The organism is Bacillus sp. F56 (assembly GCF_001748205.1).
Classification (GTDB): Bacteria; Bacillota; Bacilli; order Bacillales; family Bacillaceae; genus Bacillus; species Bacillus stercoris.
This window is the reverse complement of the sequence record NZ_BDFC01000009.1, coordinates 60,590-85,651: the sequence shown is the minus strand read 5'-3', so window position 1 is coordinate 85,651 and position 25,062 is coordinate 60,590. Positions and strand designations below refer to the sequence as shown.

At 45.2% G+C, this 25,062-nt stretch carries 23 protein-coding genes; 15 read left to right on the top strand and 8 right to left on the bottom strand.

The window, feature by feature from the left end:
- Positions 1 to 90 precede the first annotated feature (90 nt).
- Positions 91 to 756, top strand: a complete 666-nt coding sequence (locus BFW96_RS15955; protein ID WP_014663198.1) for an NAD(P)H-dependent oxidoreductase — start codon at positions 91 to 93, stop codon at positions 754 to 756.
- Between the two features lie 36 nt (positions 757 to 792).
- Here BFW96_RS15955 and BFW96_RS15950 read toward each other — a convergent pair whose 3' ends face one another.
- Positions 793 to 5,166, bottom strand: coding sequence for a multifunctional 2',3'-cyclic-nucleotide 2'-phosphodiesterase/3'-nucleotidase/5'-nucleotidase (locus BFW96_RS15950; RefSeq protein ID WP_083252906.1), 4,374 nt, complete (start codon positions 5,164 to 5,166; stop codon positions 793 to 795).
- Positions 5,167 to 5,409: 243 nt separating this feature from the next.
- Here BFW96_RS15950 and yfkM point away from each other — a divergent pair, with 243 nt between their 5' ends.
- Positions 5,410 to 5,928: a general stress protein 18 gene (gene yfkM / locus BFW96_RS15945; RefSeq protein ID WP_014663200.1), complete on the top strand. Its 519-nt coding sequence runs from the start codon at positions 5,410 to 5,412 to the stop codon at positions 5,926 to 5,928.
- A gap of 38 nt (positions 5,929 to 5,966) precedes the next feature.
- On the opposite strand, the gene BFW96_RS15940 is transcribed toward yfkM, so the two are convergent.
- Complete coding sequence (locus BFW96_RS15940; protein ID WP_014663201.1) at positions 5,967 to 7,157, bottom strand: MFS transporter; 1,191 nt, start codon at positions 7,155 to 7,157, stop codon at positions 5,967 to 5,969.
- Between the two features lie 164 nt (positions 7,158 to 7,321).
- Positions 7,322 to 7,537 carry a DUF1128 domain-containing protein gene (locus BFW96_RS15935; RefSeq protein WP_003243712.1) on the bottom strand — a complete coding sequence of 72 codons (216 nt, stop codon included), beginning with the start codon at positions 7,535 to 7,537 and terminating at the stop codon, positions 7,322 to 7,324.
- A 202-nt stretch (positions 7,538 to 7,739) separates the two neighbouring features.
- On the opposite strand from BFW96_RS15935, the gene yfkJ reads away from it, so the two are divergent.
- The 3 genes from yfkJ to BFW96_RS15920 are packed head-to-tail and all read left to right on the top strand — an operon-like array spanning position 7,740 to position 9,399.
- Positions 7,740 to 8,210: a protein-tyrosine-phosphatase gene (gene yfkJ / locus BFW96_RS15930; RefSeq protein ID WP_040083737.1), complete on the top strand. Its 471-nt coding sequence runs from the start codon at positions 7,740 to 7,742 to the stop codon at positions 8,208 to 8,210.
- A gap of 17 nt (positions 8,211 to 8,227) precedes the next feature.
- Complete coding sequence (locus tag BFW96_RS15925; RefSeq protein WP_069149175.1) at positions 8,228 to 8,548, top strand: hypothetical protein; 321 nt, start codon at positions 8,228 to 8,230, stop codon at positions 8,546 to 8,548.
- Between the two features lie 23 nt (positions 8,549 to 8,571).
- Positions 8,572 to 9,399, top strand: a complete 828-nt coding sequence (locus BFW96_RS15920) for a YihY family inner membrane protein (protein WP_014663205.1) — start codon at positions 8,572 to 8,574, stop codon at positions 9,397 to 9,399.
- A gap of 198 nt (positions 9,400 to 9,597) precedes the next feature.
- On the opposite strand, the gene BFW96_RS15910 is transcribed toward BFW96_RS15920, so the two are convergent.
- Positions 9,598 to 10,773, bottom strand: a complete 1,176-nt coding sequence (locus BFW96_RS15910) for an MFS transporter (protein WP_069839977.1) — start codon at positions 10,771 to 10,773, stop codon at positions 9,598 to 9,600.
- 166 nt (positions 10,774 to 10,939) lie between these two features.
- Here BFW96_RS15910 and cax point away from each other — a divergent pair, with 166 nt between their 5' ends.
- Both cax and BFW96_RS15895 read left to right on the top strand, forming a co-directional pair.
- Positions 10,940 to 11,995, top strand: coding sequence for a calcium/proton exchanger (gene cax / locus BFW96_RS15900; RefSeq protein WP_069839975.1), 1,056 nt, complete (start codon positions 10,940 to 10,942; stop codon positions 11,993 to 11,995).
- A 70-nt stretch (positions 11,996 to 12,065) separates the two neighbouring features.
- Positions 12,066 to 12,860: a YfkD famly protein gene (locus BFW96_RS15895; RefSeq protein ID WP_083252905.1), complete on the top strand. Its 795-nt coding sequence runs from the start codon at positions 12,066 to 12,068 to the stop codon at positions 12,858 to 12,860.
- A 38-nt stretch (positions 12,861 to 12,898) separates the two neighbouring features.
- Here BFW96_RS15895 and mscC read toward each other — a convergent pair whose 3' ends face one another.
- Together mscC and yfkAB are read right to left on the bottom strand one after the other, a co-directional pair.
- Complete coding sequence (gene mscC / locus BFW96_RS15890; protein WP_082033036.1) at positions 12,899 to 13,741, bottom strand: mechanosensitive ion channel protein MscC; 843 nt, start codon at positions 13,739 to 13,741, stop codon at positions 12,899 to 12,901.
- Positions 13,742 to 14,863: a radical SAM/CxCxxxxC motif protein YfkAB gene (gene yfkAB, locus BFW96_RS15885; RefSeq protein ID WP_040083733.1), complete on the bottom strand. Its 1,122-nt coding sequence runs from the start codon at positions 14,861 to 14,863 to the stop codon at positions 13,742 to 13,744.
- A 144-nt stretch (positions 14,864 to 15,007) separates the two neighbouring features.
- On the opposite strand from yfkAB, the gene BFW96_RS15880 reads away from it, so the two are divergent.
- Both BFW96_RS15880 and pdaA read left to right on the top strand, forming a co-directional pair.
- Positions 15,008 to 15,193, top strand: coding sequence for an SE1561 family protein (locus tag BFW96_RS15880; protein ID WP_003223132.1), 186 nt, complete (start codon positions 15,008 to 15,010; stop codon positions 15,191 to 15,193).
- A gap of 100 nt (positions 15,194 to 15,293) precedes the next feature.
- Positions 15,294 to 16,085, top strand: coding sequence for a delta-lactam-biosynthetic de-N-acetylase (gene pdaA, locus BFW96_RS15875; RefSeq protein ID WP_069839973.1), 792 nt, complete (start codon positions 15,294 to 15,296; stop codon positions 16,083 to 16,085).
- Between the two features lie 36 nt (positions 16,086 to 16,121).
- Here pdaA and BFW96_RS15870 read toward each other — a convergent pair whose 3' ends face one another.
- On the bottom strand, positions 16,122 to 16,982 hold the full coding sequence (locus BFW96_RS15870) for an NAD(P)-dependent oxidoreductase (RefSeq protein WP_069839972.1): 861 nt from the start codon (positions 16,980 to 16,982) through the stop codon (positions 16,122 to 16,124).
- Positions 16,983 to 17,080: 98 nt separating this feature from the next.
- A complete protein-coding gene (corA, locus tag BFW96_RS15865) occupies positions 17,081 to 18,040 on the bottom strand; it encodes a magnesium/cobalt transporter CorA (RefSeq protein WP_040083730.1) in 960 nt (319 codons plus the stop codon).
- A 117-nt stretch (positions 18,041 to 18,157) separates the two neighbouring features.
- Here corA and BFW96_RS15860 point away from each other — a divergent pair, with 117 nt between their 5' ends.
- The 6 genes from BFW96_RS15860 (at position 18,158) to acoA (ending at position 25,061) form a co-directional block, all read left to right on the top strand.
- Positions 18,158 to 19,021 (top strand): DNA-3-methyladenine glycosylase family protein, encoded by an 864-nt coding sequence (locus BFW96_RS15860; RefSeq protein WP_069839971.1) that lies wholly within the window; start codon positions 18,158 to 18,160, stop codon positions 19,019 to 19,021.
- Between the two features lie 112 nt (positions 19,022 to 19,133).
- Entirely contained in the window at positions 19,134 to 20,534 is a 1,401-nt protein-coding gene (rlmD, locus tag BFW96_RS15855) for a 23S rRNA (uracil(1939)-C(5))-methyltransferase RlmD (protein WP_069839970.1), read from the top strand.
- 567 nt (positions 20,535 to 21,101) lie between these two features.
- Entirely contained in the window at positions 21,102 to 21,386 is a 285-nt protein-coding gene (locus tag BFW96_RS15850) for a YfzA family protein (RefSeq protein ID WP_069839969.1), read from the top strand.
- A 746-nt stretch (positions 21,387 to 22,132) separates the two neighbouring features.
- On the top strand, positions 22,133 to 23,110 hold the full coding sequence (locus BFW96_RS15845; RefSeq protein WP_041521492.1) for a tRNA dihydrouridine synthase: 978 nt from the start codon (positions 22,133 to 22,135) through the stop codon (positions 23,108 to 23,110).
- A gap of 210 nt (positions 23,111 to 23,320) precedes the next feature.
- On the top strand, positions 23,321 to 23,830 hold the full coding sequence (locus BFW96_RS15840) for a DUF6884 domain-containing protein (protein WP_069839968.1): 510 nt from the start codon (positions 23,321 to 23,323) through the stop codon (positions 23,828 to 23,830).
- Between the two features lie 229 nt (positions 23,831 to 24,059).
- Complete coding sequence (acoA, locus tag BFW96_RS15835; protein ID WP_014663222.1) at positions 24,060 to 25,061, top strand: acetoin:2,6-dichlorophenolindophenol oxidoreductase subunit alpha; 1,002 nt, start codon at positions 24,060 to 24,062, stop codon at positions 25,059 to 25,061.
- Position 25,062: the final 1 nt, after the last annotated feature.

Genomic DNA, 25,062 nt, shown 5'->3' with positions numbered 1-25,062 from the left:
GATACTATCCAACAAAAATGTGCGTACTTTTACTTTTTATCATAATGGCTACAATAGAGATGAGAGTAACCTAAAGGAGAGGTGTTTAACATGGCAGATCTAAAGAAACAAATTTTGGATGCATACCATTTCAGACATGCGACAAAGGAATTTGATCCGAATAAAAAAGTGTCAGACAGCGATTTTGAATTTATTTTAGAAACAGGAAGACTGTCTCCAAGCTCACTCGGCCTTGAGCCTTGGAAATTTGTCGTCGTCCAAAATCCGGAATTCCGCGAGAAGCTTCGCGAATACACATGGGGCGCGCAAAAGCAGCTGCCGACCGCAAGCCATTTCGTCCTGATTCTCGCACGTACAGCGAAGGATATGAAATATAATGCGGACTACATCAAACGTCATTTAAAAGAAGTAAAACAAATGCCTCAAGACGTGTACGAAGGCTATCTAAGCAAAACAGAAGAATTCCAGAAAAACGATTTGCATTTGCTTGAAAGTGACAGAACATTGTTTGACTGGGCATCAAAACAAACCTATATCGCGCTTGGCAACATGATGACTGCCGCTGCGCAAATTGGTGTTGATTCCTGCCCGATCGAAGGCTTCCAGTATGATCACATTCACCGCATTCTTGAAGAAGAAGGGCTTCTGGAAAACGGAAGCTTTGATATTTCTGTGATGGTGGCATTCGGCTACCGAGTGAGAGACCCTCGTCCGAAAACAAGATCTGCTGTTGAAGATGTTGTGAAGTGGGTTTAAATAAAGAAAGCTGCTCGCATAGCGAGCAGCTCTTTTTTATGCCTGATTCGCTCTATTCTGTTTTCTCCTTTGATGTAAGTACAATGCCGTGCCGAGTGCGCTAATCAGAAATCCAGCCAACAGGATCGAGTACATGGATGTGGCTGTGTCCGGAAGCAGACCGCCAGCCGGACCGTCTGTTCCTGACCCGCCCGAACCGTTAGTCGGTTGAGTGCCAGGAGGCGTATCATTTCCTCCGTTCCCGTCAGTCGGCTGTTTTCCGCCAGGTTTGTCGGAGCCGCCGCCATGATTGCCGTCATCCCCGCCTGTCGGTTGATCTGACGGGAATGCCGGCGGTTTGTTGTTCTCTCCGGAATTTAAGATCGTGTATTCGCTGAAGTGGTTTGTATATCCTGTCACCATATCATCGTCAACTGATCCGTGATCTGTCTTTGTGAAAGCTTTCTTTTTTCTGTCGACGTGATAAATGGCAGGGTTATGGGCTTCTTCAATATCAAACATGCGAAGCGAAAGCTGAACGGGCTCCTTGAAGGATTTTATCTCTTTTCCTTTTTGCTTTACTGTAAAGTCATATACATCTGCCAATGACACATCCAACTCTCCCGTCGACTTGATTCCGATTGCAGTGTCTGCGGTTTTAAGGTTCGCCATTGGCATCTTCATGCTGTACCAGTAGTTGAACACCGTCAATGAAGGATCTGACTCTCTTTCTTTCAAAAGTTGGACCTGATCTTTCTTCACTTTAAGATTGATAGGCTTCTCTTGTGATCCTTCATGTGTTCCATAATAGACAAGCGGCGTGTTGGCATTTTTAGCGTAAATCGCAAATTTGTCTTCATCAAGTGTCCAGCTGCCGTCCTTCTGCTTTGTCGGCAGGAATACTTCTTTGATCCGTCCTTCAATTTTAGGAGATACCTTGTTTCCTAGTTTTTTCAGCTGTTCGGTGAAAATCTCATAATCAACGTAGCCAAGGTCTTCACCATGGGAGGCTTGTGTAAAGACAGAATATCCGTCTCCTCCGGCGCCGACAAAATTATTTGTTGCCACGCGGTAGGTATCATCCGTATTTATAGCAACTTTGTCTCCGTTAGGCGATTCAATTTTCACGTCTAACACACGGTGTCCAGGTTCGTTGTTTAATGTAAAGGTATATTCGATTCCGGCTACCTGAGGGAAAGCGCCGCCGCCGTTTTCCACATTGCTTAGGCCTTGTTCAAGGGCTTCTTTAATTTGTTTTCCGGTTAAATCGGCCACGTAAAGCGTATTGCCGAACGGCATTACGTTGAGCACCTCGCCGAGTGTGATATCCCCTTTGTCAATGCCGGCTCTGATGCCGCCGCCATTTGTTATCGCTATTCTGGCGCCGGCTGCTTCTTTCGCTTTTGCCAGCATACCATCCGCGATGAAGTTTCCGAGATTCGTTTCTTTCGTACGCACATGCTCACGCTGGCCGTCAAGCGCCACATCCGTATAGCCGACTTTTTCATTTTTGACGTCTTCTAATTCACTCTTGAACTGATCGAGCTCTTGTTTTGCTTCTGCGTTTTCTTCTGTATGTTCATCAATTGGCAGCACGCTCAGATTTGATTTGTTGGTTTGCACAACGCCGTTTTTATCAAACGCGACATCAACGCGCCCCAAAAATTTGCCGTATTCTTTTGCCTGCGCCACGATCGTCGGTTCTTCGTTGTTTACGACCTCCATTTTGTCAACGAGGGTGTGAGTGTGTCCGCCGATGATCAAGTCAATGCCTTTTACTTTTTTGGCGAGCTCAAGGTCACGGTTATGACCAATGTGGGTTAAAGCAATAATTTTATTTACCTTTTCTTCTTCCTGAATCGCTTTGACGGTGTTTTGTGCTGTTTCAAAGGCATCATTGAATACGATGCTTTTGCCCGGACTTGAGGTGGTGGCCGTATCTTCCGTTGTCAGTCCGAATACGGCGACTTTCTCCCCGTCAACGTCTAACAAAATGTAAGGGTGGATGCCGGCCTCTTTCTTTTCACCTGCCGTAAAGGTTTGCGGCTTTTTGACAAATGATTTCAGTTTGGGCTCATTTGACACATCTACGTTTGCACTGACAATCGGAAATTCCGGCGCTTCAAAGTGATAGCGGTTCGCTGGATCAACGGTCGCGCTGTTTCCGCTTAGAAAATCAGAAAGCACTGTCGGGCCTTTGTCAAATTCATGGTTTCCGAAGGTCATGGCGTCATAGCCCATCATATTCATCATTTTCAAATCGGCCAAACCGTTCCATTTTGTGAAATACAGATCACCGGAAAACACATCTCCCGCATCAAGGAGAATGTTGTGGTTTGTTTCGCTGCGCACTTCGTTAATTTTCGTCATTCGTCTCGCTGCGTCATCGAGATGGGCGTGCGTGTCATTCGTGTGCATGACAGTCAGATCCCACAGTCCGTCTTTAGGTGGATCTGGATTTGAATCATCATCGAATTGCAGCTTATACACACCATAGCCTTCATTCGCAGACTTGCCTACATAAGCGACGTCGTCTGCTTTATCAGCAAATGGCTTGGCCAAAAGCGAGGATTCAAACGTCACATTCGCACCGGAAACAGGCGCGATTGACCAGTTGTTGTCTGCTTTTGGATTGACTGTTTTTTGTTCAATAATGTAATCCATCAGCACTTGCCTGTTTTCAACCGCAGAGCCGTGGACAATTTTATCGCTCGTCAGATGAGGGAACCCGCCGCCTCCGGACGCACGATAATTATTGGTGACCACAAGAAATTCCTGGCTTGGGCTGATCGGCTTGCCTTCATAGGAAAGGTTGATGATCCGGGATGAATCCGCATGAACCACTTTTCCGTTCTCATTGTATTTAGCCGGTTTTGTCACATCGACTTGATATGTGACGCCGTCAATCACGTCAAAATTATAGGAGCGGAAATTCTCGTTCAGCAAGGCCTGATCGCCGCCTTTAGATGGATCAATTTGATTGAATTGGCCTGCTGACATCTCCAGCCAGTCCTTCACTTCGCTGCCTGTCAGTTTGACGATTTGGACAGTATTATCGTAAAGATACAAGTCACCGACATTTTTAATCGCAAGATCTCCGGCCGGAATGTTTGTGTAGTAATTGGCTCCGTTTCTGCCGCCTGCTTTAAACGGCGCTCCGGCTGATAAAATCGGCAGGTCCTTGTACTCGGTATCCTTCATTTCTTTTTCGGCGTACCATTTTTGCGCATCAGTAACGATTTGAATGGAAGGATCATCTTTGACCTGGGCAAAGAAGCTGTTAATTTCTGCTTCGGTTTTGCCGACTGGCTTTCGAACATACTCCAGTGTGTTTTGGTGTGTTTGCTGAATGGTGTTTGTAACGGTTTCGTTTCTGGATGTGACGGTGCCGGCAATAGATTCAATACTGCCTTTGGAATCTGCAACCTTCCATGAGCCGTCCGCCTTTTCAAGTTTGAGGTCAATCACGCCTAAGTATTTGCCCCAGCTGCTTGGCATGACGACAGGAATGCCGTTAATCGTTCCTTTTTCCACATCGAATTGAGCAGCACCTGCATACTCCGCGGAAGGAAAGAGCCCGTGCTGATGGCCCGAGATAATCGCATCAATGCCTTTCGTTTTAGTGGCAAGGTCAAACACGGCGTTTTCTGCGCCTGATGATTGCGCCTGCTTTTCAATGCCGGTGTGGGCGAGGGCAATAATGACATCTGCGCCTTCCGCCTTCATTTTCGGGATTGTTTCATTGGCGGATTCTACGATATCCTGCACCTGAACCTGCCCCTCAAGATTCTTTTTGTCCCATGTCATGATTTGCGGGGGGACAAAGCCTATGTAGCCGACTTTTATTTTCTGCTCCTTGCCGTTTTCATCAGTGACCGTTTTCTCTTTTATCACATACGGCGTATAACGGTTTTCGCCGCTAGTTGTTTTGACGTTGGCATTGACAATCGGGAAATCGGCTCCTTTGATTGTGCCGTCGAGAAAGTCGAGTCCGTAGTTGAATTCGTGATTGCCAAGCGTCCCGGCGTCGTATTTCAGCGCATTCATGACGCTGATAATCGGATGGGTTTTCGCGCCGGAGATAATGTCGTCTTTTTGATATTTCACCGCGTATTCACCCAGCGGGTTCCCTTGAATCAAGTCGCCGTTATCCACAAGCAGGGTGTTAGGGTTTTGCTCGCGGTGCTTTTGGATCAGCTGCGCCGTTCTTGCCAGCCCGAAATCCGTCGTTTCTTTGTCGCTGTAGTAATCATAATCCATCATATTGGCATGAATATCAGTCGTGGCCAAAATACTCAGATGCACCTGAGGAGCCGCGCTTTCTTCTGCATGAATGGGTGGTGTTGGGAGGATTAGGCTAAGTATCATAATTGGGGGCAAAAGAATACGGAGAATGTTTCCGACGTGTGTTCGTCTTTTCTGTATTCTCACCAGTTCTCCACCTTTCAACGAAATTTGTGTTACAGCTCCTATTGTAAGAATATTTTGTAACTATTTGTAGGTGTTTCTTTATGATTATTGTAAAAGGGAGAAAAATGAGTACTATGTAGCAGCTTCAAACGACAAATGCTGGGTATTTATGCTTATCTCTTGTCCATATTCGCAAAATGTTTATTTTAGTGTGGCTGGGGTAGAGTGTTTTATGTAGACATCTAAAGCGGGAGGTTATGAACCATGGGGAAAAAAATTGCAGTTGTTTTGACAGATTACTTTGAGGACAGCGAGTACACTGAGCCTGCGAAAGCTTTTAAAGAAGCGGGACATGAACTGACTGTCATCGAAACTGAAAAAGGAAAAACAGTAAAAGGCAAGCAGGGGAAAGCGGAAGTGACAGTTGACGCTTCCATTGACGACGTAAACCCTTCAGACTTTGATGCGCTTTTGATTCCTGGAGGATTTTCACCAGACCAGCTTCGCGCTGACGATCGTTTCGTCCAATTTACAAAAGCGTTTATGACTGACAAAAAACCGGTATTCGCCATTTGCCACGGCCCGCAGCTTTTAATCAATGCGAAAGCGCTCGACGGCCGAAAAGCGACAGGCTATACGTCCATTCGTGTTGACATGGAAAACGCCGGTGCCGACGTTGTGGACAAGGAAGTGGTTGTTTGCCAAGATCAATTGGTCACTAGCCGCACACCGGACGACATTCCGGCATTTAACCGCGAATCATTGGCACTGCTTGAGAAATAAGAAAAACGGACGCTCCCGGGCGTCCGTTTTTTTGTTGCTTAGGCTTGAGCGCCTGTCAGCTTCTTGTACCTGTAATACAAGAAAGCCGCTGCAGCCGTTCCGATGACCGCAATGCCGAAGTCGAACATGAAAATATGGGCGATGCCTCCCGCTTTTGCGATAAGGCCTGTTGCAATTGGCAGCAGAATCGATGCAAGGCTTGAAGCGGTCGCTACAATTCCGGTAACGGTTCCTTTTCGCTTCCAGAACAGCTCTGTCATTAACGTAATGGTCATTTGAAACACACCTGCAGTAGAAAAGCCTAAGAAAAAGGCCGTGATGTCCAGCACGACTGGGGTATGAACCGTCAGCATAACTGCGAGCGTACATAAAGTAATAATAGGATATAAGAGCGTTATGAAGACAGGTTTGACCCATCTGTTCAGCAAAACGGCTAATAATAAAACAGATGCCAGAGACCCTATACTATAATAGCTCAGCAATTGTACGGATGCTGATTCAGCTAACCCGGCTGCCTTTTGCGCGTAGCTCGGGAGCCAGATTTGAGAAACCGTAAATAAAGCCGTGGATGTAAAACCAATGATAATCAGTGCGGTGCCTTCTTTCTGAAAAACAGGTTCAGACAAGAAAACGGAAGATTCCTGTTGGCCGCTATCAGTTGGTTTCTTATGTTTTTTAGGAAACGAAAGCGTTGATAAATAAATAATATTCAGGAGGTAGACCGCTGCCGGCAGATAAAAAGCAAATCCGTAAAACATGCTGTGGTCTGCTAAAAATGTGATCAAAAGCGGCAAAAGGGCTGCCCCGACAGACATAAAGGCTTTGACCAAGACATTCGCCGAACCGGAAGCAGCCGGGAAGAGTTCGGTCAGGGCGGGATATGTTCCTGCGTCCATCGCTGAATTTGCAACTCCCGCTAATAAGGCGAACACAAACGCCAGCTCATAGCTCGGTGATAAAGGAATACCGACTAAAAAGACGGCCATAATTCCCGCAGAAGCGACAACAAGCGGCTTTCTGCCGATTCTATCAGATAAAACCCCGGAAATGCCGTATGTCAGCAGTTTGCCGAACCCGATAGCGGCAATGACATAACTGATGCCGGTCGGATCGGTATTCCATTGTTTTGTTAAAGAGGGCATATTGGATGCGAGAATGATATTGACCATCCCCAGAAAGAAGTAGTTGATATACATTCCGGATGCTGTTTTGATATGTGACGTTTTCATGCTTGTACTCCTTCACAACTTATTCGAACACTGTCATGAGTATCATGTTTGGCAGCCTGTTTCTTCGAATGCAAAAATTAAGCAGATATAAATGGCGCCTGTTAAGGAAAATTGGTTTTGAGGCAATGATAAAAAAGACTCGCCGAGTTTCCGGCCAGTCTCCATTATTTGCGAAGCGAGGCTAGTTCTTGAGCAATTGCCTGCATTTCACTTGGGCTGAATGATTCTTTTTTCATCACCATGCGGTGAAGGTACGTGAGGTCTTCGATCTTCTCATCACTGAAATCCTCCGCTTTGATCACGCCGACGTTCAGCATGTTCAGCTTTTGGGAAATCTCTTCAATCATTTGAGTTAATGTTTCTGTATTTGGGCTGGACAAATGATTCCATCCTTTCTTTACGCAATATAGGTATGTTTTATTCTAACAGAATTCCTTCAGAAAAAAACCCTATTCTAAAAGCAGGCTGTTTATTCCAAAAAAGTGAAGACATCAGTTGAAAAGGAAATGAACATCCTACTAAGATATTCATGAAGGTTTCTTTTTAGAGAAATAGGGGCAAAGAATAGGGAGGTTGCACAACATGATAAGCGTGTTATTTGTTTGTTTAGGAAACATTTGCCGGTCTCCGATGGCGGAAGCGATTTTTCGGGACTTGGCAGCCAAAAAAGGATTAGCGGGGAAAATCAAGACGGACTCAGCCGGTATTGGCGGCTGGCACATCGGCAATCCCCCGCATGAGGGAACGCAGGAGATATTGCGAAGAGAAGGAATCAGCTTTGATGGCATGCTGGCGCGTCAAGTCAGCGAACAGGATCTGGCCGATTTTGATTACATCATTGCAATGGATGCAGAAAATATCGGAAGTCTCAGAAGCATGGCGGGATTTAAAAACACCCCGCATATCAAAAGGCTTTTGGACTATGTTGAAGATTCAGATCTAGCCGATGTTCCCGATCCTTACTACACGGGGAATTTTGAAGAGGTTTGCCAATTAATCAAATCGGGCTGTGAGCATCTGCTTGCGTCGATTCAAAAAGAAAAACAATTGTGAGTGAAAGGAGAATTTGCATGAACAACGAACGTTTAATGCTGAAAGGGATATTTCTCGGAGCTGCGGCAGGCGCGGCGTTATCACTGCTCCATAAGCCGACAAGACAGGCGTGCGGCATGAGATGGCTGACATGCAAGCATAAACTTTCACTGTATAAAAGCAATCCGGAGCTGTTAAGAAACACTGTCATCACAAAAGTGGATGAGGCCAAAAAGCTCGCCCAAACGCTTTCAAAGGAAGTCGACTTTGTGAATCAGCAGGTGAAAGAGCTGAAGAAAACAACACCGCAAGTGATGGAACTTGTGCAAGAAACGAAAGAGCATTTTTCAAAAAAATGATTAAACATGCGAGGTGAGGCGACATGAGTTTTTTGAAAGAGCTTTTCAGCAGGTACACCCTTCACGAAGGACAAAGCAAATCAGCGGAGCTGGCGTATTTTTTTCTATTGTCACTGTTTCCGTTTTTGATTTTTATGCTGACGCTCACCGCGTATCTTCCGCTTTCTACCGATGATGTTTTAGGAGTCATAGAACAATATGCTCCCGCCAGTGCGATGTCTCTCGTTGAATCCATTACCCATCAAACCTTAAATAATCGAAATGGCGGTTTGCTGTCCTTCGGGATTATCGCCGCATTATGGTCAGCGTCTAATGGAATGAACGCGATCGTCCGGTCGTTAAACCACGCGTATGATGTGGAAGAAAACCGTTCTTTTATCATTGTTCGTCTAACCTCGATTTTTTTGACGATTGCCATGGTATTTACGATTTTAGTGGCTTTGCTTCTGCCGGTATTTGGCCGGGAGATTGGAAGGCTCGCTTCTGACTTTGTCGGGGCGTCGGATCTGTTTTTATCCGTCTGGGCCGCCATTCGCTGGGGTGTAAGCCCTCTTGTGCTTCTGATTGTTTTTTCCGCGCTGTATGTGATTGCACCGAACAAAAAGCTGTCTCTCCGGTTTGTCATGCCGGGTGCGGTCTTTGCGACCCTCGGCTGGATCATTGTCAGCACATTGTTTTCGTTTTACGTCAGCACGTTTGCGAACTATAGCGCCACTTACGGGAGCATCGGGGGAATCATCGTTCTGATGATTTGGTTTTACTTGAGCGGTATTTTAATTATCCTAGGCGGAGAAATCAACGCTCTTTTACATAAACGTAAAAAGCTTCCTGATGAAAACCCCTACCATTAGTGCATCCTATAAACGAACTTCGGTTCAAAAAGAAGTCGGGGGGATATCGTGATGACCAAGCATACGAAAAAAGGCGGAAGCCATAACAAACAAAACTCGAAAAGCAAATCGAGCCATAAAACAAGCGGAAGCGCCAACGGACAAAACGGCTACCATTAGCATCAAAGCCTCCTGACATCATGTCGGGAGGCTTTTTGATTAGGAAGATGAAGAATAGGTTTCAGCCGGTGACCAGCTTTTCGGTTTGCCCAGCACAAGGGCCAGCCATACAGCGCTAAGCGTAAGAGTAATGAAGTAGAACAAGTTTGCGTTTTCAAATGTCTGCATATACCAGCCGCCGGCAATTGGGCCGAGAATGCTGCCAAGACTGAATGTAATGCCGCAAAGCAGGTTACCCGCCGGCAGGAGATGAGGCGGGAGAAGATCTGTCATATAGCTGATGCCAAGTGTAAAGGTTGATCCGACAGCCATTCCCGCAATAAAAAAGCAGCAGCCGATCACGTAAGGCAAAGGGAATACACCGGCGATCAAAAAGCAAAGAGCCCCAGTCAGTAAAATCACCAGCAGCACATTCCGCCTGCCGTATTTATCGCTGAGGATGCCGAGCGGAAACTGAAAGATAATGCTTCCAATCGCAAATGCGGGAAGGATGATCGCTACTGCGTCTACTGATATCCCCAAACGGAGCGCGTAAACGGGAAAGCTTCCGTTCAGCGCCGTCTCCAGAAACCCGTAGCCAAATGTAGGCATAAAGGCAACCCATCCAAACAGCATGGCCTGATAAAACCGCCTGAAACTATTGTCAGATTTGGTTTCATGAGGACTGGTTTGCGGGTATGCATTTTGTAGAAAGAAAACAAAAAGCCACGCAAACAGACTGATGCAGCCGGACACGATAAAAGGAAGCGACGGGCTCAGCTTGACAAGCGGCACCATGAACGGGCCCGCGGCAAATCCAAGGCCAAAGGAAAGCCCGTAAATAGACAGGTTTTTTCCGCGATTTTGTTTTGATGACATGGAGGTTACCCACGTTTGCGTAGAAAAGTGAAGCATATGGTCGCCGATTCCAATAAACAGGCGAAGCAGGAACCAGACCCAAACTGACTGAAGCCAAATAAATCCGAATAAGCTTAAAATGACAATGCTTCCGCCCATGACGATCAGCGGCTTGAATCCGAGTTTTCTAAGCGGCGCTTCCATAAACGGCGAAGCCAAAAGCACGCCGATATACAGTCCGGTCGCATGCAGGCCGTTGACAGCAGCGGATTCTCCATTTGTTTCAAAAATGATTGAAATGACAGGCAGCAGCATGCCTTGTGAAAACCCGGAAATGGAAACGAGCAAGACAAGGATAAAGAAATGAAATCGTGACATCGTGTCGTTCTCCTTATGTGGAATCTATGTTGATCGTACAACGTTTTCCAAAAGCAGGCAACCTGAAAAAAGCCTATATCACGCTAAACATTTGCCTTCGTGTAATCATGAAGGTTTTTGAGAAGAATAAAGATAAAACAAGTCATAATAAAGGAGCCATTTCACCATGAATCGTATCTTTTTTATTTTAGTGGCGGCCGGTGTTCCGCTTTCTGTGATTGGCAGTTTGATGCATTGGCCTTCCGCGGTTCTTTTTGCCGTTTACTGCGTGACAATTATCGCGCTTGCAAGCTATATGGGAAGGGCGACAGAATCACTGTCCATTATTGCAGGACCCCGGATAGGCGGTTTGTTGAACGCCACCTTCGGGAATGCGGTTGAACTGATTATTTCCCTTTTTGCATTAAAGGAAGGCCTGACAGGAATCGTGCTTGCCTCTTTAACCGGTTCAGTGCTGGGAAACCTGCTGCTGGTCGCGGGCCTATCGTTTTTTGTCGGCGGTTTAAAGTATAAGCGCCAAGAGTTTAATATTCATGATGCGCGCCATAATTCGGGGCTTTTGATTTTTGCCGTCATTGTCGCCTTCGTGATTCCCGAAGTATTTTCTATTGGAATGGGAGACGCGAGCAAGCTCAATTTAAGCATTGGCATCAGCATTATCATGATTCTGTTATATGTCGCGGCGCTGTATTTTAAACTCGTCACGCACCGCGGAGTTTATCAGCCAAACAATGCCGCCCAGCATGAAGAGGATGAACAGCCGGAATGGTCAGGGAAGGTTGCGACGATTGTGTTGTTTGCGGCAACGATTGTCGTGGCATACATATCCGAAAACCTGGTCCACACATTCCACTCGGTGGCTGAGCAGTTCGGCTGGAGCGAGCTGTTTATCGGGGTCATCATCGTGGCGATTGTAGGAAATGCGGCGGAGCACGCGTCAGCGATTATTATGGCCTTCAAAAATAAAATGGACGTTGCGGTTGAAATCGCAGTCGGCTCTACGCTGCAGATCGCTATGTTTGTCGCACCGGTGCTCGTCATCTGTTCTATCTTTTTCCCGACAAGCATGCCGCTTGTCTTTACATTGCCGGAGCTCGTCGCGATGGTATCAGCGGTTCTCTTGATGATCGCTATTTCGAACGACGGGGATTCCAACTGGTTTGAAGGGGCAACACTGCTTGCCGCATATGTCATTATGGCGATCGGCTTTTTCCTTCTTTAACCTGAAAAAATGTTGGATAACAACAAAGCGGGATGAAAAGACTAAGGGAAAATGCCATAGAAAGAGTGATATGATGAAAAAGCTATTTCATTCCACACTTATCGTGTTGTTATTCTTTAGTTTTTTCGGCGTTCAGCCCATCCACGCGAAAAAGCAGTTTAAGGTTCCTAATTCTGTCGCAAGCATTTCCAAGGAAAACACGTATCCGAACGCTTCACAGGATCAGCCAATGCTTCAGCCGAGCAAGCTGGCAAAGGAATTGCTCGATCATTCTGAGGTGGAGATTGAAAACCCGCATCTCATCAAAATGCTGAATGAATCCAACATATCCGGAACACCGCTTGCAGTAGGGTACCGTGCGACAATATTTCTCGGGAAATGGGCGCTCGGCTATGAATCAAATGAAACGGTCGCAAACTGGGAATATAAAAAAATCAATACAAACCGTGCAGATAACCGCGGCGAGAAAGAAACGGCTGAAATGCATTATGCCCAGGAACAGCAGTACAAAGTAAAGGGCGGCCTGACAGCTAAAGTTCCGAATGCTGAAGATGTCAAAAGCATGATGATGCAAAAAGCGATGAAGAAAACGAACCTTCCGCTAGCATTTGAGACGGTCATCGGGGCTGGCACAAAACGGGATCAGATTTATAAAGTCGCTCCTAAAAAAATCGGTTATCTACATGCATATGCACCGGCTGTGAATGAAAAAGGAAAAGTGACTTATGGAGAAGTGTACTTAGTGCTGAAAGGAAATAAACGAAAACTCGTCGTGAAAAATGTCACGTCACAGGGAATCGGCGCATGGATTCCGGTTCAAGATCATGTCACGTTTGGCTTTCAGCTTTCCTCACTGCTCAGATAAATAAAAAACTGATTCCGACTCGGAATCAGTTTTTTTGTTTATTGGGTTCTCTCAATTCGGACCGCTTCCTCAAGCATTTGCACATTGTTTTGGTACAGCTGGCGAACGAGTATTCGTCTTGCTGCAAGGCTGGCGCTGAAATAATCATCATCCTTCACCATGCCTTTCACCGTAAATTCGACGCCGCGATTGATTTTATTCAAAGCGGTGATGCCGTGGACTTGAAACGGTTCTGCCGGATTGCCGAATTCATCTCGCTTCAATGAATCACGAAGCTCTTCATTCAGCATGTCACATGCCTCTTCCAACACGCTGTACACGCGGTCTGGATCTTCTTTAAAGCTGATGAGAAAGGATTCGATAATCCGCATAAAATGGATATTATAGTTCTCTATCTGCCTGACCTCGCCGTTGCTGATGGTGAGCAGTTTGCCGCTCCATTCCCGGATTTGCAGCGAGCGAAGGCCGATCTCCTCCACTGTCCCGTTAAACAAGTTGTTGACGGTGACATAATCGCCTTTGTGCAGCTGGCGTTCATATATTAAGAAGACGCCGGCCAGCACATCTTTGATCAGAGATTGGGCGCCAAAACCGATCACGATACCTGCAACGCCCGCTCCGGCTAATATCTTGCCGAAATCATGCACAAATAAAGAAATAACGTAAAAGATAAATCCAATCGTCGCCGTATATTGGGTGACAGAACGGACAAGGCTTTCAATCGTTTTTTCCTTTTTTTCTTCAATAAAGTCCGTCCGTTTAAAAAACAGCTGTACCAGCCGGTTGATGATAAAGACACCAATCCAAAGGATAACGGCAACGAGGAGAATATCGACGATTTTATTCTGGAAAATCTCTGTAAGTGTTTCTTCCATCCGCATCTAACTCCTGGCTTGACGTTTTGTGAAATCTGTATCCTGATAATAAGTGTTTTTGACAAGAACATTCGGTCCGAGGCACCGGACATTCGGGCAGTGGCAACTCAGTTCTTTTGCAAGCTTGGTCTCTCTCCATTTTTCATAGGCGGAAGGGAGGCTGTCCGTCTGAATATTGCCAAGCGGCGGAGTATCGCCGAAATCGGTCACGATAATGTTTCCGTCGAAAATGTTTACATTCAGGCGAGAACGGCCGTCAGGGTCATTTCGCACGGTAACGTTTTTTGCCGAGCGAAGCCGGCGAAGCAGCTTTTGGTCGTCTTCGTCCGGACTGCAGGCATAAAACGGCAGCGTTCCGAACAGCATCCACGTATTTTCATCACGAATATCCAGCAAGCGGTGAATGGCCTGTCTCATCTCTTTCAGGCTGAGGGATTCAAGAGCGCTTGCGAAATCGCTTGGATACATTGGGTGGACCTCATGACGCTGACATTTCATATCTTCTGTGATTTGGCGGTGAATATGCTCAATATGCGGAAGAGTTCGTTTGTTCAGCATCGTTTCCGCAGATACCATTACTCCGGCATCCACGAGCGTGCGGCTGTTTTCGATCATTTTTTCAAAATAGCGCGCGCGCTGTTCGAAGGTCGGTTTTCTGTCCATCATGGCAAAGCCGATTTCAGCAAAATCTTCAACTGTACCCCAGTTATGAGAAATATGTAGCACATCGAGATACGGAATGATCCATTCGTACCGCTCGATGTCGAGGGTCAGGTTTGAATTAATTTGCGTCCGCACACCCCGTTCATGGGCGTATTTCAATAAAGGAACGACATATTCTTTTACTGATTTCAACGATAGCATCGGCTCTCCGCCTGTAATGCTGATGGAGCGCAGGCGAGGGATTTCCTCCAGCCGTTTTAACAGAAGATCTATTGGCAGAGCATTCGGGTCTTTAGGCTGCAATGTATAGCCTACAGCACAATGCTCGCATCTCATATTGCAAAGTGTCGTCGTTGTGAATTCAACGTTTGTCAGCTGCATGTCTCCGTATTGGTCAACATCCATATAGGCTTCCCAAGGATCAAACTCAGGCGTAATCGGACGCAGCTTCGTGTTTTGTGTCATGACTATCTAACTCCTTTATAAATGGGCATACTAACGCTGCCAACAGTTAATTTTAGACCTGATTTGCCAAGATCGCAAGTAGCGCGGCAATTGAAAAACCGCAAAAAATGAGCTACCATAATAAAAAATGAATGGAGGAACAGCATGGGGAACGCCGTAAACAATAAAGACCAGCAGATTGATTATTTAAAGAACAGACTTGACATGTTTATGAACGTCATCGATTCATTAGACCCTGAAGCAACCGACGTTGAAGATATAGACAGGCTCATCAGCATGCTTGATGACTTGGAAGCCAAATACGAACGTTTTAAAAAAGATTGGGAATAAAACCGCGCGTCGGCGCGGTTTTTTCTATTGGCATAAAGCAACAGTATAAAACAAAGCCCCTATCTGTAAAATAAGAAAAAATGCAGAAGGAGCGCTGGCCATGAAGTGGATGTGTTCAATATGCTGCGCCGCCGTATTGCTTGCCGGAAGTGCAGCACAGGCGGAAGCGGTGCCGAATGAGCCGATTAATTGGGGCTTTAAACGAAGTGTCAATCATCAGCCGCCAGATGCCGGGAAGCAGCTGAACCGCTTAATTGAAAAATATGATGCGTTTTATTTAGGGAATACAAAGGAAAAAACGATTTACTTAACGTTTGATAATGGGTATGAAAATGGCTATACGCCAAAAGTGCTTGATGTCTTAAAAAAACATCGCGTAACAGGAACGTTTTTTGTCACCGGGCATTTCGTAAAGGACCAGCCTCAGCTGATTAAACGAATGTCAGATGAGGGCCATATTATCGGCAACCATTCCTTTCACCATCCGGATTTAACGACAAAAACAGCTGATCAGATTCAGGATGAGCTTGATTCAGTCAACGAAGAGGTTTATAAAATTACGGGAAAGCAGGACAACCTGTACTTGCGCCCGCCGCGCGGCGTGTTTAGTGAGTACGTACTGAAAGAAACGAAACGCCTCGGCTATCAAACCGTTTTCTGGTCAGTCGCTTTTGTTGATTGGAAAATCAATAACCAGAAGGGGAAGAAATATGCTTACGATCATATGATCAAGCAGGCGCACCCAGGAGCTATTTACCTGCTTCACACTGTATCAAGAGACAATGCTGAAGCACTGGATGATGCGATCACAGACCTGAAAAAACAAGGCTACACTTTTAAAAGCATTGATGATCTGATGTTTGAGAAAGAAATGAAGATGCCGTCCTTGTAATGAGAAAAGCCTCTCCTGAAACGGAGAGGCTTTTCTTTATTTTATACATTTAATCAGTGCGGCCCAATCCAGATCTCCGAAGCCTTGTTCAATCCCGCTTTCAAAATGGCTCTTGGCCAGCTCGGCAAGAGGAAGATTTGCAGAAACCTGTTTTGCGGCGGCGAGTGCCAGGTTGGTATCCTTCAGCCCTAATGACATTTTGAAACCGGCCGGCTCAAATTTCTGCTCGGCCATGATGGTTCCGTAATTTTGGTAGACGGGGGAGCCGAAAAGCGCGCTGGCAATTTCTAAAAATTGTTTTTGTTCTAAGCCGTACTTCTCCATCATTAAGAAAGATTCAGATAACGCCTCCAGCATAGACACGAGTAAGAAATTGATGCTGATTTTCGCTGCATTTGCTATCTTGCTTTCTTCGCCGACGTCAAATACCTGCTGGCTGAGGCTATTGAGCAGAGGCTTGGCGGTTTGCTTCGCTTCCGCCGGTCCTGCTGTTATGATGCGAAGCGCGGCTTTGGCTGCGGCATCCGGTCTGCCAAGGACGGGAGCGGCGAGAAAGGATTGTCCTTTCTCTGCATGAGCCGCTGCGAGCTTCTCTGAGAATTCAACACTGATCGTGCTCATCGAGATGTGAATGCCATCCTCTGCTAATCCTTCAAGCAGCCCGTCTTCTCCAAATGTCACGGCGCTGACAGAATCATCATCTGCAAGCATTGTCATGACAATATCAGCGGACTTTGCCGCCAGCCGCGGCGTATCAGCTGCCTGTGCGCCTGCTGTGACAAGTTCTTCCGTCTTTTGTTTCGTCCGGTTATATACAGTCAATTCGTAGCCTGCTTGAAGAACATTTCGGGCAATGGGCTGTCCCATATTGCCGAGTCCGATGACAGCAATTTTCAATCTGATCACTCCCTGAATATTTTTTCCATTATAAACAATATAAACAGAATATGCATAGCAATCGGCTTACAACAAAAAAGAACAGCTTCCCGCTGCCCTCATTTAAAAATATTGAACCATCCTTTATGTACAAACCAAATCAGCATCCCGATCACAAGCGCGGCCATCAGGCCAAGTACAGCAAAATATCCGTATTTCCAATGCAGCTCCGGCATGAAGTCGAAGTTCATACCGTATACACCGGCAATAAAGGTGAGCGGGATGAAAATGGTCGACACGATCGTCAGTGTCATCATAATCGCATTCATCCGGTTTGAGTTTAGCGTCACGTAGCTGTCACGCAAATCGGACGTCATGTCCCGGTTGGATTCCACAATTTCAGACAACTTTAACAAATGATCGTATATGTCACTGAAGTAGGCTTTCGTTTCCCGCTGCTCTTTCACATGGTCAAGGCTTAAAATCCGATAGAGCAAATCACGCATCGGGATAATTGTCCGTCTTAAATGCAATAGGTCTGTTCTGAGTTCAAACACCTCGTTCATCAGCGTTCCATACGTTTTGTGGGAGCGGCTTTCTTCGATTTCATTCAGCCGGTCCTCAATTTTATACACGAGAGGAAAATATTCATCGACAAGCTGATCCATGATCATATAAGAAATATGCCCAGGCCCTTTTTTAGATATGTCCGGTGAAGCATACAAACGCTCCCGGACTTTGGCGATACCGGGCGTTTCGTGTAAATGAAAGGTAACGATAAATTGTTCGCCCTGAAAAATATCGACTTCCTCCGTCTCTAGTGTTTCCTTATTCAGCGCATGAATCACGTAAAAACGATAGCCATCATAATGGTCAAGCTTCGGCCGCTGCATGTGCTGGAAGCAATCCTCAATGGCAAGCGGATGAAAATGAAAAAAATCTCTCAATAACGCCGTTTCCGTATCCTCCGGGCCGTAAAAATCAACCCAGTACCATGCAATATCAGGCTGTTCCACTCGTTCAATCGGTATATTTTTCAGCAGCTGATGCTCTGTTGTGATTGCGGTAATGTTGATCATAAACAACCCTCCACCTGCCATTATATCATGCGGTCTTTATGAGAAAAGTATACGGTACTCTCTGCCTGTTTCCAGCGGCATGTTATACTGAACAAAAACGGAAAAAGGGTGGATCACATGTGGAAGGAAAAAGTATCTGTCACGCCGCCGTATCATTTTGACCGCGTATTGGACAGGCTGTCTTTAGACCCCCTCAATGCTGTCGATCGAGAGGCGAGAGAAGTCCGCGTGCCGATCAGAAATCATGCGGGAGACGTATGTATTGTAAAAGTACAGGCGTTAGGCCATGCTGACAAGCCTGAGTTTCTCGTTAGCGGGGAAACGGATCAGGATGAGATGATGAAGGAAATCAAGCGGATTTTTCAATGGGAACATCATTTGCAGCACGTTCTGGATCATTTCTCAAAAACGAGTCTGTCCGCCATTTTTGAAGAGCATGCCGGGACACCGCTTGTTCTGGACTACAGTGTGTACAACTGCATGATGAAATGCATCATCCACCAGCAGCTCAATCTGTCCTTCGCTTACACGCTAACAGAACGGTTTGTTCATGCATTTGGCGAGCAGAAGAATGGCGTGTGGTGCTATCCAAAGCCGGAAACGATTGCAAAACTCGATTATCAGGATCTGCGTGATCTGCAATTCAGCATGAGAAAAGCGGAATACACCATTGATACATCAAGGATGATCGCAGAAGGCACACTCAGCTTGTCAGAACTAACGCATATGGCGGATGAAGACATTATGAAAAAACTGATCAAAATCAGGGGCATCGGCCCGTGGACCGTGCAAAACGTCCTCATGTTCGGACTTGGCCGTCCCAATTTATTCCCGCTTGCCGATATCGGCCTCCAGAATGCCATCAAACGCCATTTTCAGCTGGACGATAAGCCGGCAAAGGATGTCATGCTGGCGATGAGCAAGGAGTGGGAGCCTTATTTAAGCTATGCGTCTTTATATTTATGGAGGAGTATTGAATAATTCATCTGACAATGAAGGAAAACCTGCAAACGTGTTATACTAGTTAGATGTGAAAAAACATTTCACTTTCTGCCATCCGCAGAAAGCTTCATATAGAAACGGAGAGAAAAACGTGAACCAACAAAAGAAACAGGCGCCCGTCGAACTGAAGGTCGGACAAACCTTTCCGCTGACGATTAAGCGTCTCGGCATTAACGGAGAAGGTGTCGGCTATTTTAAGAAAAAAGTCGTCTTCGTGCCCGGCGCGCTTCCTGGTGAAGAGGTTGTTGTGCAGGCCACAAAGGTCCAGCCTAAGTTTTCGGAGGGCCGCATTAAGAAAATCCGCAAAGCGTCTGAGCACCGGGTGGCACCGCCTTGCCCCGTGTACGAACAATGCGGCGGTTGTCAGCTCCAGCACCTTGCATACAGTCAGCAGCTTCGGGAAAAACGCGACATCGTCATTCAGTCTCTTGAACGCCATACGAAGTTTAAAGTAGAGAACATGGAAATCAAAGAAACGATTGGTATGGACAATCCGTGGAATTACCGCAACAAAAGCCAATTCCAGATCGGGCGCTCGCAAAGCGGCAGCATCATCGCCGGCTTATACGGCCTTGATTCTCATGACATCGTGCCGATTAAAGATTGTATCGTTCAGCATCCGGCAACCAACAAAACAACAGGCATCGTCCGCCGCATTTTAGAGGACTTCAATGTGTCTGTTTATAATGAAAGAAAACGAAAAGGCGACGTTCGCACGATCGTGACGAGAGTCGGCTTTGAAACAGGCGAAGTGCAGGTCGTGCTTGTAACCGCAAAAGAAATGCTTCCGCACAAGGAAGAAATCGTCAAAGCCATTCAAAAGCGATTGCCAGAGGTCAAATCCATTATTCAGAATGTAAACGGGGAGAAAACCTCAGTGATTTTCGGTGAGAAAACAAAACCGCTCGCCGGAAAAACAGTGATCCAAGAGGTGCTCGGCGATGTATCTTTTGAATTGAGCGCCCGCGCTTTCTTCCAGCTCAATCCCGAACAGACCGTCAAGCTGTATGACGAAGTGAAAAAAGCGGCGCAGCTGACCGGAAAAGAAAAAGTCGTTGACGCGTATTGCGGCGTCGGCACTATCGGCATGTGGGTGGCGGACGGAGCGAAGGAAGTCCGCGGCATGGACGTCATCAAGGAATCAATTGACGATGCCAAGAAAAATGCCAAAAAACACGGCATGGCAAATGCCACATACGTAACAGGAACAGCCGAGCACTGGCTCCCGAAATGGACGAAAGAAGGCTTCCGCCCGGACGTCGTCATCGTAGACCCGCCAAGAACCGGCTGTGACAGCACGTTCCTGGACACGATCAAAAAAGTCAAACCGAAACGCTTCGTCTACGTTTCCTGCAATCCATCCACGCTTGCGAAGGATTTGCAGACGCTGTCGAAGGACTATCGCGTGGACTATATTCAGCCTGTCGATATGTTCCCGCAGACTGCTCATGTTGAAGCAGTGGCGAGGCTTGTATTAAAATCGTCTCATTAAGTCCTAATCAGATCTGGATTTCGGTAGAATGAACATTGCCGATTTCCGGGTCTTTTTCATGTGTAGCCCTAGTTCTGACTGTCTTTCTCAATTCACTAGTGACTTACTTAGCGATCTCTATCTTCTTTATCTTTTTTTGATAAGAAAGTAGATAAACTTAAATTAATTATATCAACGCCCATAAAAGTCTTGTGTATTTATCTTCATCATAATTTGATTCTTCAGCGTGAGAGCTTATAGGCTGACTGGATACAATTACAAATATGAAAACCATCGAAATTCTTCATTTTTTATACTCTATTTCCTTTATGCATTTTATTAAATAATAAGATTGTATATAATTTGTCCCCCTTCTAAAAAATAAAATATAAGCAAAACATTAAATATATATTTTTCTAATTAGCAGTAATTATCCCGAAAAAATTAGCTTAAGTATGATTGAATTACATGAGTAGAATATTGTAAAACAAAAGATGTATTTTCATAATTTGTAAAATCGTATATTGACTTGCAGTTAGTATGTGTGAAATATTGTTTATAGAAATGTAAGGAAAGGTATGGCGTTAAATGGATAAAGTATACAAAAAACGACCGTTATATAAAAGAAGTTGGTTTCAAACGTTGTTGGCATTTTTAGTTTTGCAGCTTTATTTTAATGTTGTAGAATTAACGGGATGGGGTCCTAATTATAGAGAAATGAATGGGTTCCCAGCAAACATAGTTGAACTGGATTTCTTTCAAACATATCTTTCATTCTATGATCATCCATGGTTTAATATTATTACTGTTTTCTTGGGAGTTTTCACTATTATACAAATAATCACAGGGATAACAAAGGATATTCGAAATTAAAGCAATAACTTCTGATGCCTTATTAATGATGAAAGAAATGAACACTTTCTTATTAATCTTATGAGTGAAGACTGCGACACTTAGTCAGCAGTCTATTTTATTGGTTCTGGATCAGGATTACCGTCCTCACCCTCAAGCGGTAAGTTAAAGCTTTTTCATTCTCTCGAGTACTCAGATATGCCACCCCAACTCAATTTACTTAATCAGGTTATCTCTTGAGATTAGTTTTTCCACAAATGATATTGAGATACGGATATGGTGGAGCGTTAAATATCTTATCTTCAATAACAGTACAATTATTTTGCTTTTGTAATAGGGAGAACTCATATGATATTCTATTTAGGTTGGAATACTTTTTATCCAAAAAGTTCAAAAGTAAGGCCACTAAGAAAGATGAAGGTCAGCGGTAATATTAATAAACCACAATATAGATATAAAAAATAAGTGTAGATAATCATCACACTTTTTTCTCTCTCGAACCGATTATAAGGTTCAGGAGTTGAAGAACTATATGGGGATAATTAAAGCGATACTCCATTACGTTAACCCAATTAAGGTGTTCTATCTTATCTATTCTATTTCAGTTTGTTTCACTTTTTATCGATTAAAAGTGAAATGTTCAACATTTCCTATAGTTTGATAAGAAATGCTTTCGCATGCTATAAGTGTAAAAAGAAGCATGGTCAGTTTTTAATTTTGGGATAAAGGTTTGACTGTATCCCATCATGAAAGGATTTGAATGTATGATGACAGATAATTTCTGGCGTGAATTACCACGGCCATTTTTTGTATTGGCACCAATGGAAGATGTGACAGATGTTGTTTTCCGGCATGTAGTAAGTGAAGCAGGCAGACCGGATGTATTTTTTACAGAGTTCACAAACTCAGAGAGCTATTGCCACCCGGATGGGAAGGATAGCGTACGCGGCCGTTTGACTTTTACAGAGGATGAACAGCCAATGGTAGCCCATATATGGGGAGATAAGCCTGAAAACTTTCGTAAAATGAGTATTGGCATGGCAGAGTTAGGATTTAAAGGCCTAGATATCAATATGGGCTGTCCTGTGCCTAATGTGACACAGAACGGTAAGGGAAGCGGTCTTATCCGCCGGCCGGAAGTTGCAGCAGAGTTAATACAAGCAGCAAAAGCAGGGGGATTGCCTGTAAGCGTAAAGACAAGACTTGGTTTCACGGATGTGGATGAATGGCGCGAATGGCTGACACACATTTTGAAGCAGGATATTGCCAATCTTTCTATTCATCTGCGTACAAGAGCAGAAATGAGCAAAGTGGATGCGCATTGGGAGCTCATCCCGGAGATTAAGAAACTTCGTGACGAGGTGGCACCAGATACACTGTTAACAATAAACGGGGATATTCCTGACCGTCAAACTGGCTTGAAACTTGCTGAACAATATGGCGTCGATGGAATTATGATAGGGCGCGGTATTTTTACGAATCCTTTCGCTTTTGAAAAGGAGCCGAAAGAGCATAGCAGCAAGGAATTGCTTGATCTCTTAAGGCTGCATCTGGATCTCCATGATAAGTATTCAGCATTAGAAGCACGTCCGTACAAACCTCTTCCTCGCTTTTTCAAGATTTACCTTCGCGGGTTCCGAGGAGCAAGTGAATTAAGAAATCAATGCATGAACACAAAGTCAACAGATGAAGTGCGTGCATTGCTCGACGACTTTGAGAGAAAGTATCTTGATGGGATAGAGTAACAGCAGTGCTTGATTCAAAAAAGGCTAACAAAATAAAGGGATTTTCACACCATTCTTGACTAAAATAAACCTGGATGTTCGGTAAAATAAACAATTCCGATTTCCGGGTCTTTTTGTAAGCAGCTTTTACTCAACCTGTCTTTTCTCCAATTTATTGTAAGCAAATAATGGTGCATTTAGTGAACATATCTCATAAAGGGGGAGAGAAACATGAAACGGCTATGCATCATCCCCTGCGGCAAGAAAAAAATCTGGGATGTCCAGCCTGATGCCGGGCCGGTAAGAGCGGATGACGCTTATCTCAGCCCGTTTCATCAGGCGTGCGAGCGGTATGCGAAAGCATTTTTCGATGAGTGGGTGATTTTGTCGGCGAAGCACGGCTTTCTTCGCCCTGATGATATCGTATCGGAAAATTACGATGTCACTTTTGGCACCGGTCATCCGGAAATCATGACAGCGGAGGAGCTGGGCCGCCAATTTTACGAAAAGGGCTTTTCTGATATTGAAGAGCTAGTCATGCTTGGCGGGAAAAAATATCGAAACGTTCTCAACTCCGTCGTCGGTGAGCATCAGCATATCAGCTGGCCGCTGTCATCATACAAAGGCATTGGCTATATGCTTCAAGCGTTGAACCGGGCTGTTGAAGAAAAGCATGAACTGATTGATTTTCTTTCAAAAGCAGCTATTCAATCAAACGATGCAGAGGAACTAGGAAGTTGACATCATTTCCAAGGAAATAAATACGTCGATCATTGTCAAAGACCGGGTGATGCCCGGTCTTTTTTGTATGCTGTAAAACGAGACAAATGGATCAGTTTGAGACAAAACGAGACACCCGTCTCAAACTGTCTCCAGTGAAAAATGAAAAAGGTTGATTTGACGGGCTTCAAATACTGGCACACTTCTTGCTTTTATAATCGTGAACCCTAAATAGAAGGAGGCGCACAAAATGGAATTGTTAAAACGTGAAGGCTTGTCATTAACTGAGGAAAAAGCGCTGTGGATGTACCAAAAGATGCTGGAGATCAGGGGCTTTGAAGACAAAGTGCATGACCTGTTCGCCCAGGGAGTGCTTCCTGGATTCGTTCATTTATATGCCGGTGAGGAAGCCGTGGCTGTTGGGGTGTGCGCTCATTTACATGATGGCGACAGCATTACAAGCACACACAGGGGACATGGACATTGTATCGCCAAAGGCTGTGATCTGGATGGCATGATGGCGGAAATTTTCGGGAAAGCGACCGGATTGTGCAAAGGCAAGGGCGGTTCTATGCACATTGCGGATCTTAATAAAGGCATGTTAGGGGCAAATGGAATCGTGGGAGGCGGATTTACGCTCGCGTGCGGATCAGCGCTCACGGCTAAATATAAACAGACTAAAAATGTAAGCGTTTGCTTTTTTGGAGACGGGGCAAATAACCAAGGCACCTTCCACGAAGGGCTGAATCTAGCGGCTGTATGGAACCTTCCTGTCGTGTTTGTTGCTGAAAACAACGGCTATGGGGAAGCTACCCCATTTGAGTACGCATCAGCCTGTGATTCAATCGCCGATCGGGCGGCTGCTTATAACATGCCGGGGGTTACAGTTGACGGGAAAGATATTTTAGCAGTTTATCAGGCAGCCGAGGAAGCGATAGAAAGAGCAAGAAACGGCGGAGGCCCGTCTTTGATTGAATGTATGACCTACAGAAACTACGGCCATTTCGAAGGGGATGCCCAGACCTATAAAACGAAGGATGAAAGAGTTGAGCACCTTGAAGAAAAAGATGCCATTCAAGGCTTTAAAAACTACCTTTTAAAAGAAACAGATGCTAATAAACTGTCAGACATTGAACAGCGTGTCAGCGAATCGATTGAAAAAGCCGTCTCGTTCAGCGAAGACAGCCCATATCCAAAAGATTCGGAGCTGCTGACAGATGTGTACGTGTCATATGAAAAAGGAGGAATGTAAG

Excerpts from the sequence above, each read along its gene's own strand:
- BFW96_RS15910 (WP_069839977.1), bottom strand. The coding sequence starts at position 10,773 with ATGTCACGATTTCATTTCTTTATCCTTGTCTTGCTCGTTTCCATTTCC.
- BFW96_RS15955 (WP_014663198.1), top strand. The coding sequence starts at position 91 with ATGGCAGATCTAAAGAAACAAATTTTGGATGCATACCATTTCAGACAT.
- BFW96_RS15895 (WP_083252905.1), top strand. The coding sequence starts at position 12,066 with ATGATGAAAAAGCTATTTCATTCCACACTTATCGTGTTGTTATTCTTT.
- BFW96_RS15920 (WP_014663205.1), top strand. The coding sequence starts at position 8,572 with ATGAGTTTTTTGAAAGAGCTTTTCAGCAGGTACACCCTTCACGAAGGA.
- pdaA (WP_069839973.1), top strand. The coding sequence starts at position 15,294 with ATGAAGTGGATGTGTTCAATATGCTGCGCCGCCGTATTGCTTGCCGGA.
- BFW96_RS15840 (WP_069839968.1), top strand. The coding sequence starts at position 23,321 with ATGAAACGGCTATGCATCATCCCCTGCGGCAAGAAAAAAATCTGGGAT.
- acoA (WP_014663222.1), top strand. The coding sequence starts at position 24,060 with ATGGAATTGTTAAAACGTGAAGGCTTGTCATTAACTGAGGAAAAAGCG.
- yfkJ (WP_040083737.1), top strand. The coding sequence starts at position 7,740 with ATGATAAGCGTGTTATTTGTTTGTTTAGGAAACATTTGCCGGTCTCCG.
- BFW96_RS15860 (WP_069839971.1), top strand. The coding sequence starts at position 18,158 with ATGTGGAAGGAAAAAGTATCTGTCACGCCGCCGTATCATTTTGACCGC.
- BFW96_RS15845 (WP_041521492.1), top strand. The coding sequence starts at position 22,133 with ATGACAGATAATTTCTGGCGTGAATTACCACGGCCATTTTTTGTATTG.
- corA (WP_040083730.1), bottom strand. The coding sequence starts at position 18,040 with ATGATCAACATTACCGCAATCACAACAGAGCATCAGCTGCTGAAAAAT.
- mscC (WP_082033036.1), bottom strand. The coding sequence starts at position 13,741 with ATGCGGATGGAAGAAACACTTACAGAGATTTTCCAGAATAAAATCGTC.
- BFW96_RS15880 (WP_003223132.1), top strand. The coding sequence starts at position 15,008 with ATGGGGAACGCCGTAAACAATAAAGACCAGCAGATTGATTATTTAAAG.
- yfkM (WP_014663200.1), top strand. The coding sequence starts at position 5,410 with ATGGGGAAAAAAATTGCAGTTGTTTTGACAGATTACTTTGAGGACAGC.
- cax (WP_069839975.1), top strand. The coding sequence starts at position 10,940 with ATGAATCGTATCTTTTTTATTTTAGTGGCGGCCGGTGTTCCGCTTTCT.
- BFW96_RS15850 (WP_069839969.1), top strand. The coding sequence starts at position 21,102 with ATGGATAAAGTATACAAAAAACGACCGTTATATAAAAGAAGTTGGTTT.
- BFW96_RS15940 (WP_014663201.1), bottom strand. The coding sequence starts at position 7,157 with ATGAAAACGTCACATATCAAAACAGCATCCGGAATGTATATCAACTAC.
- BFW96_RS15925 (WP_069149175.1), top strand. The coding sequence starts at position 8,228 with ATGAACAACGAACGTTTAATGCTGAAAGGGATATTTCTCGGAGCTGCG.
- yfkAB (WP_040083733.1), bottom strand. The coding sequence starts at position 14,863 with ATGACACAAAACACGAAGCTGCGTCCGATTACGCCTGAGTTTGATCCT.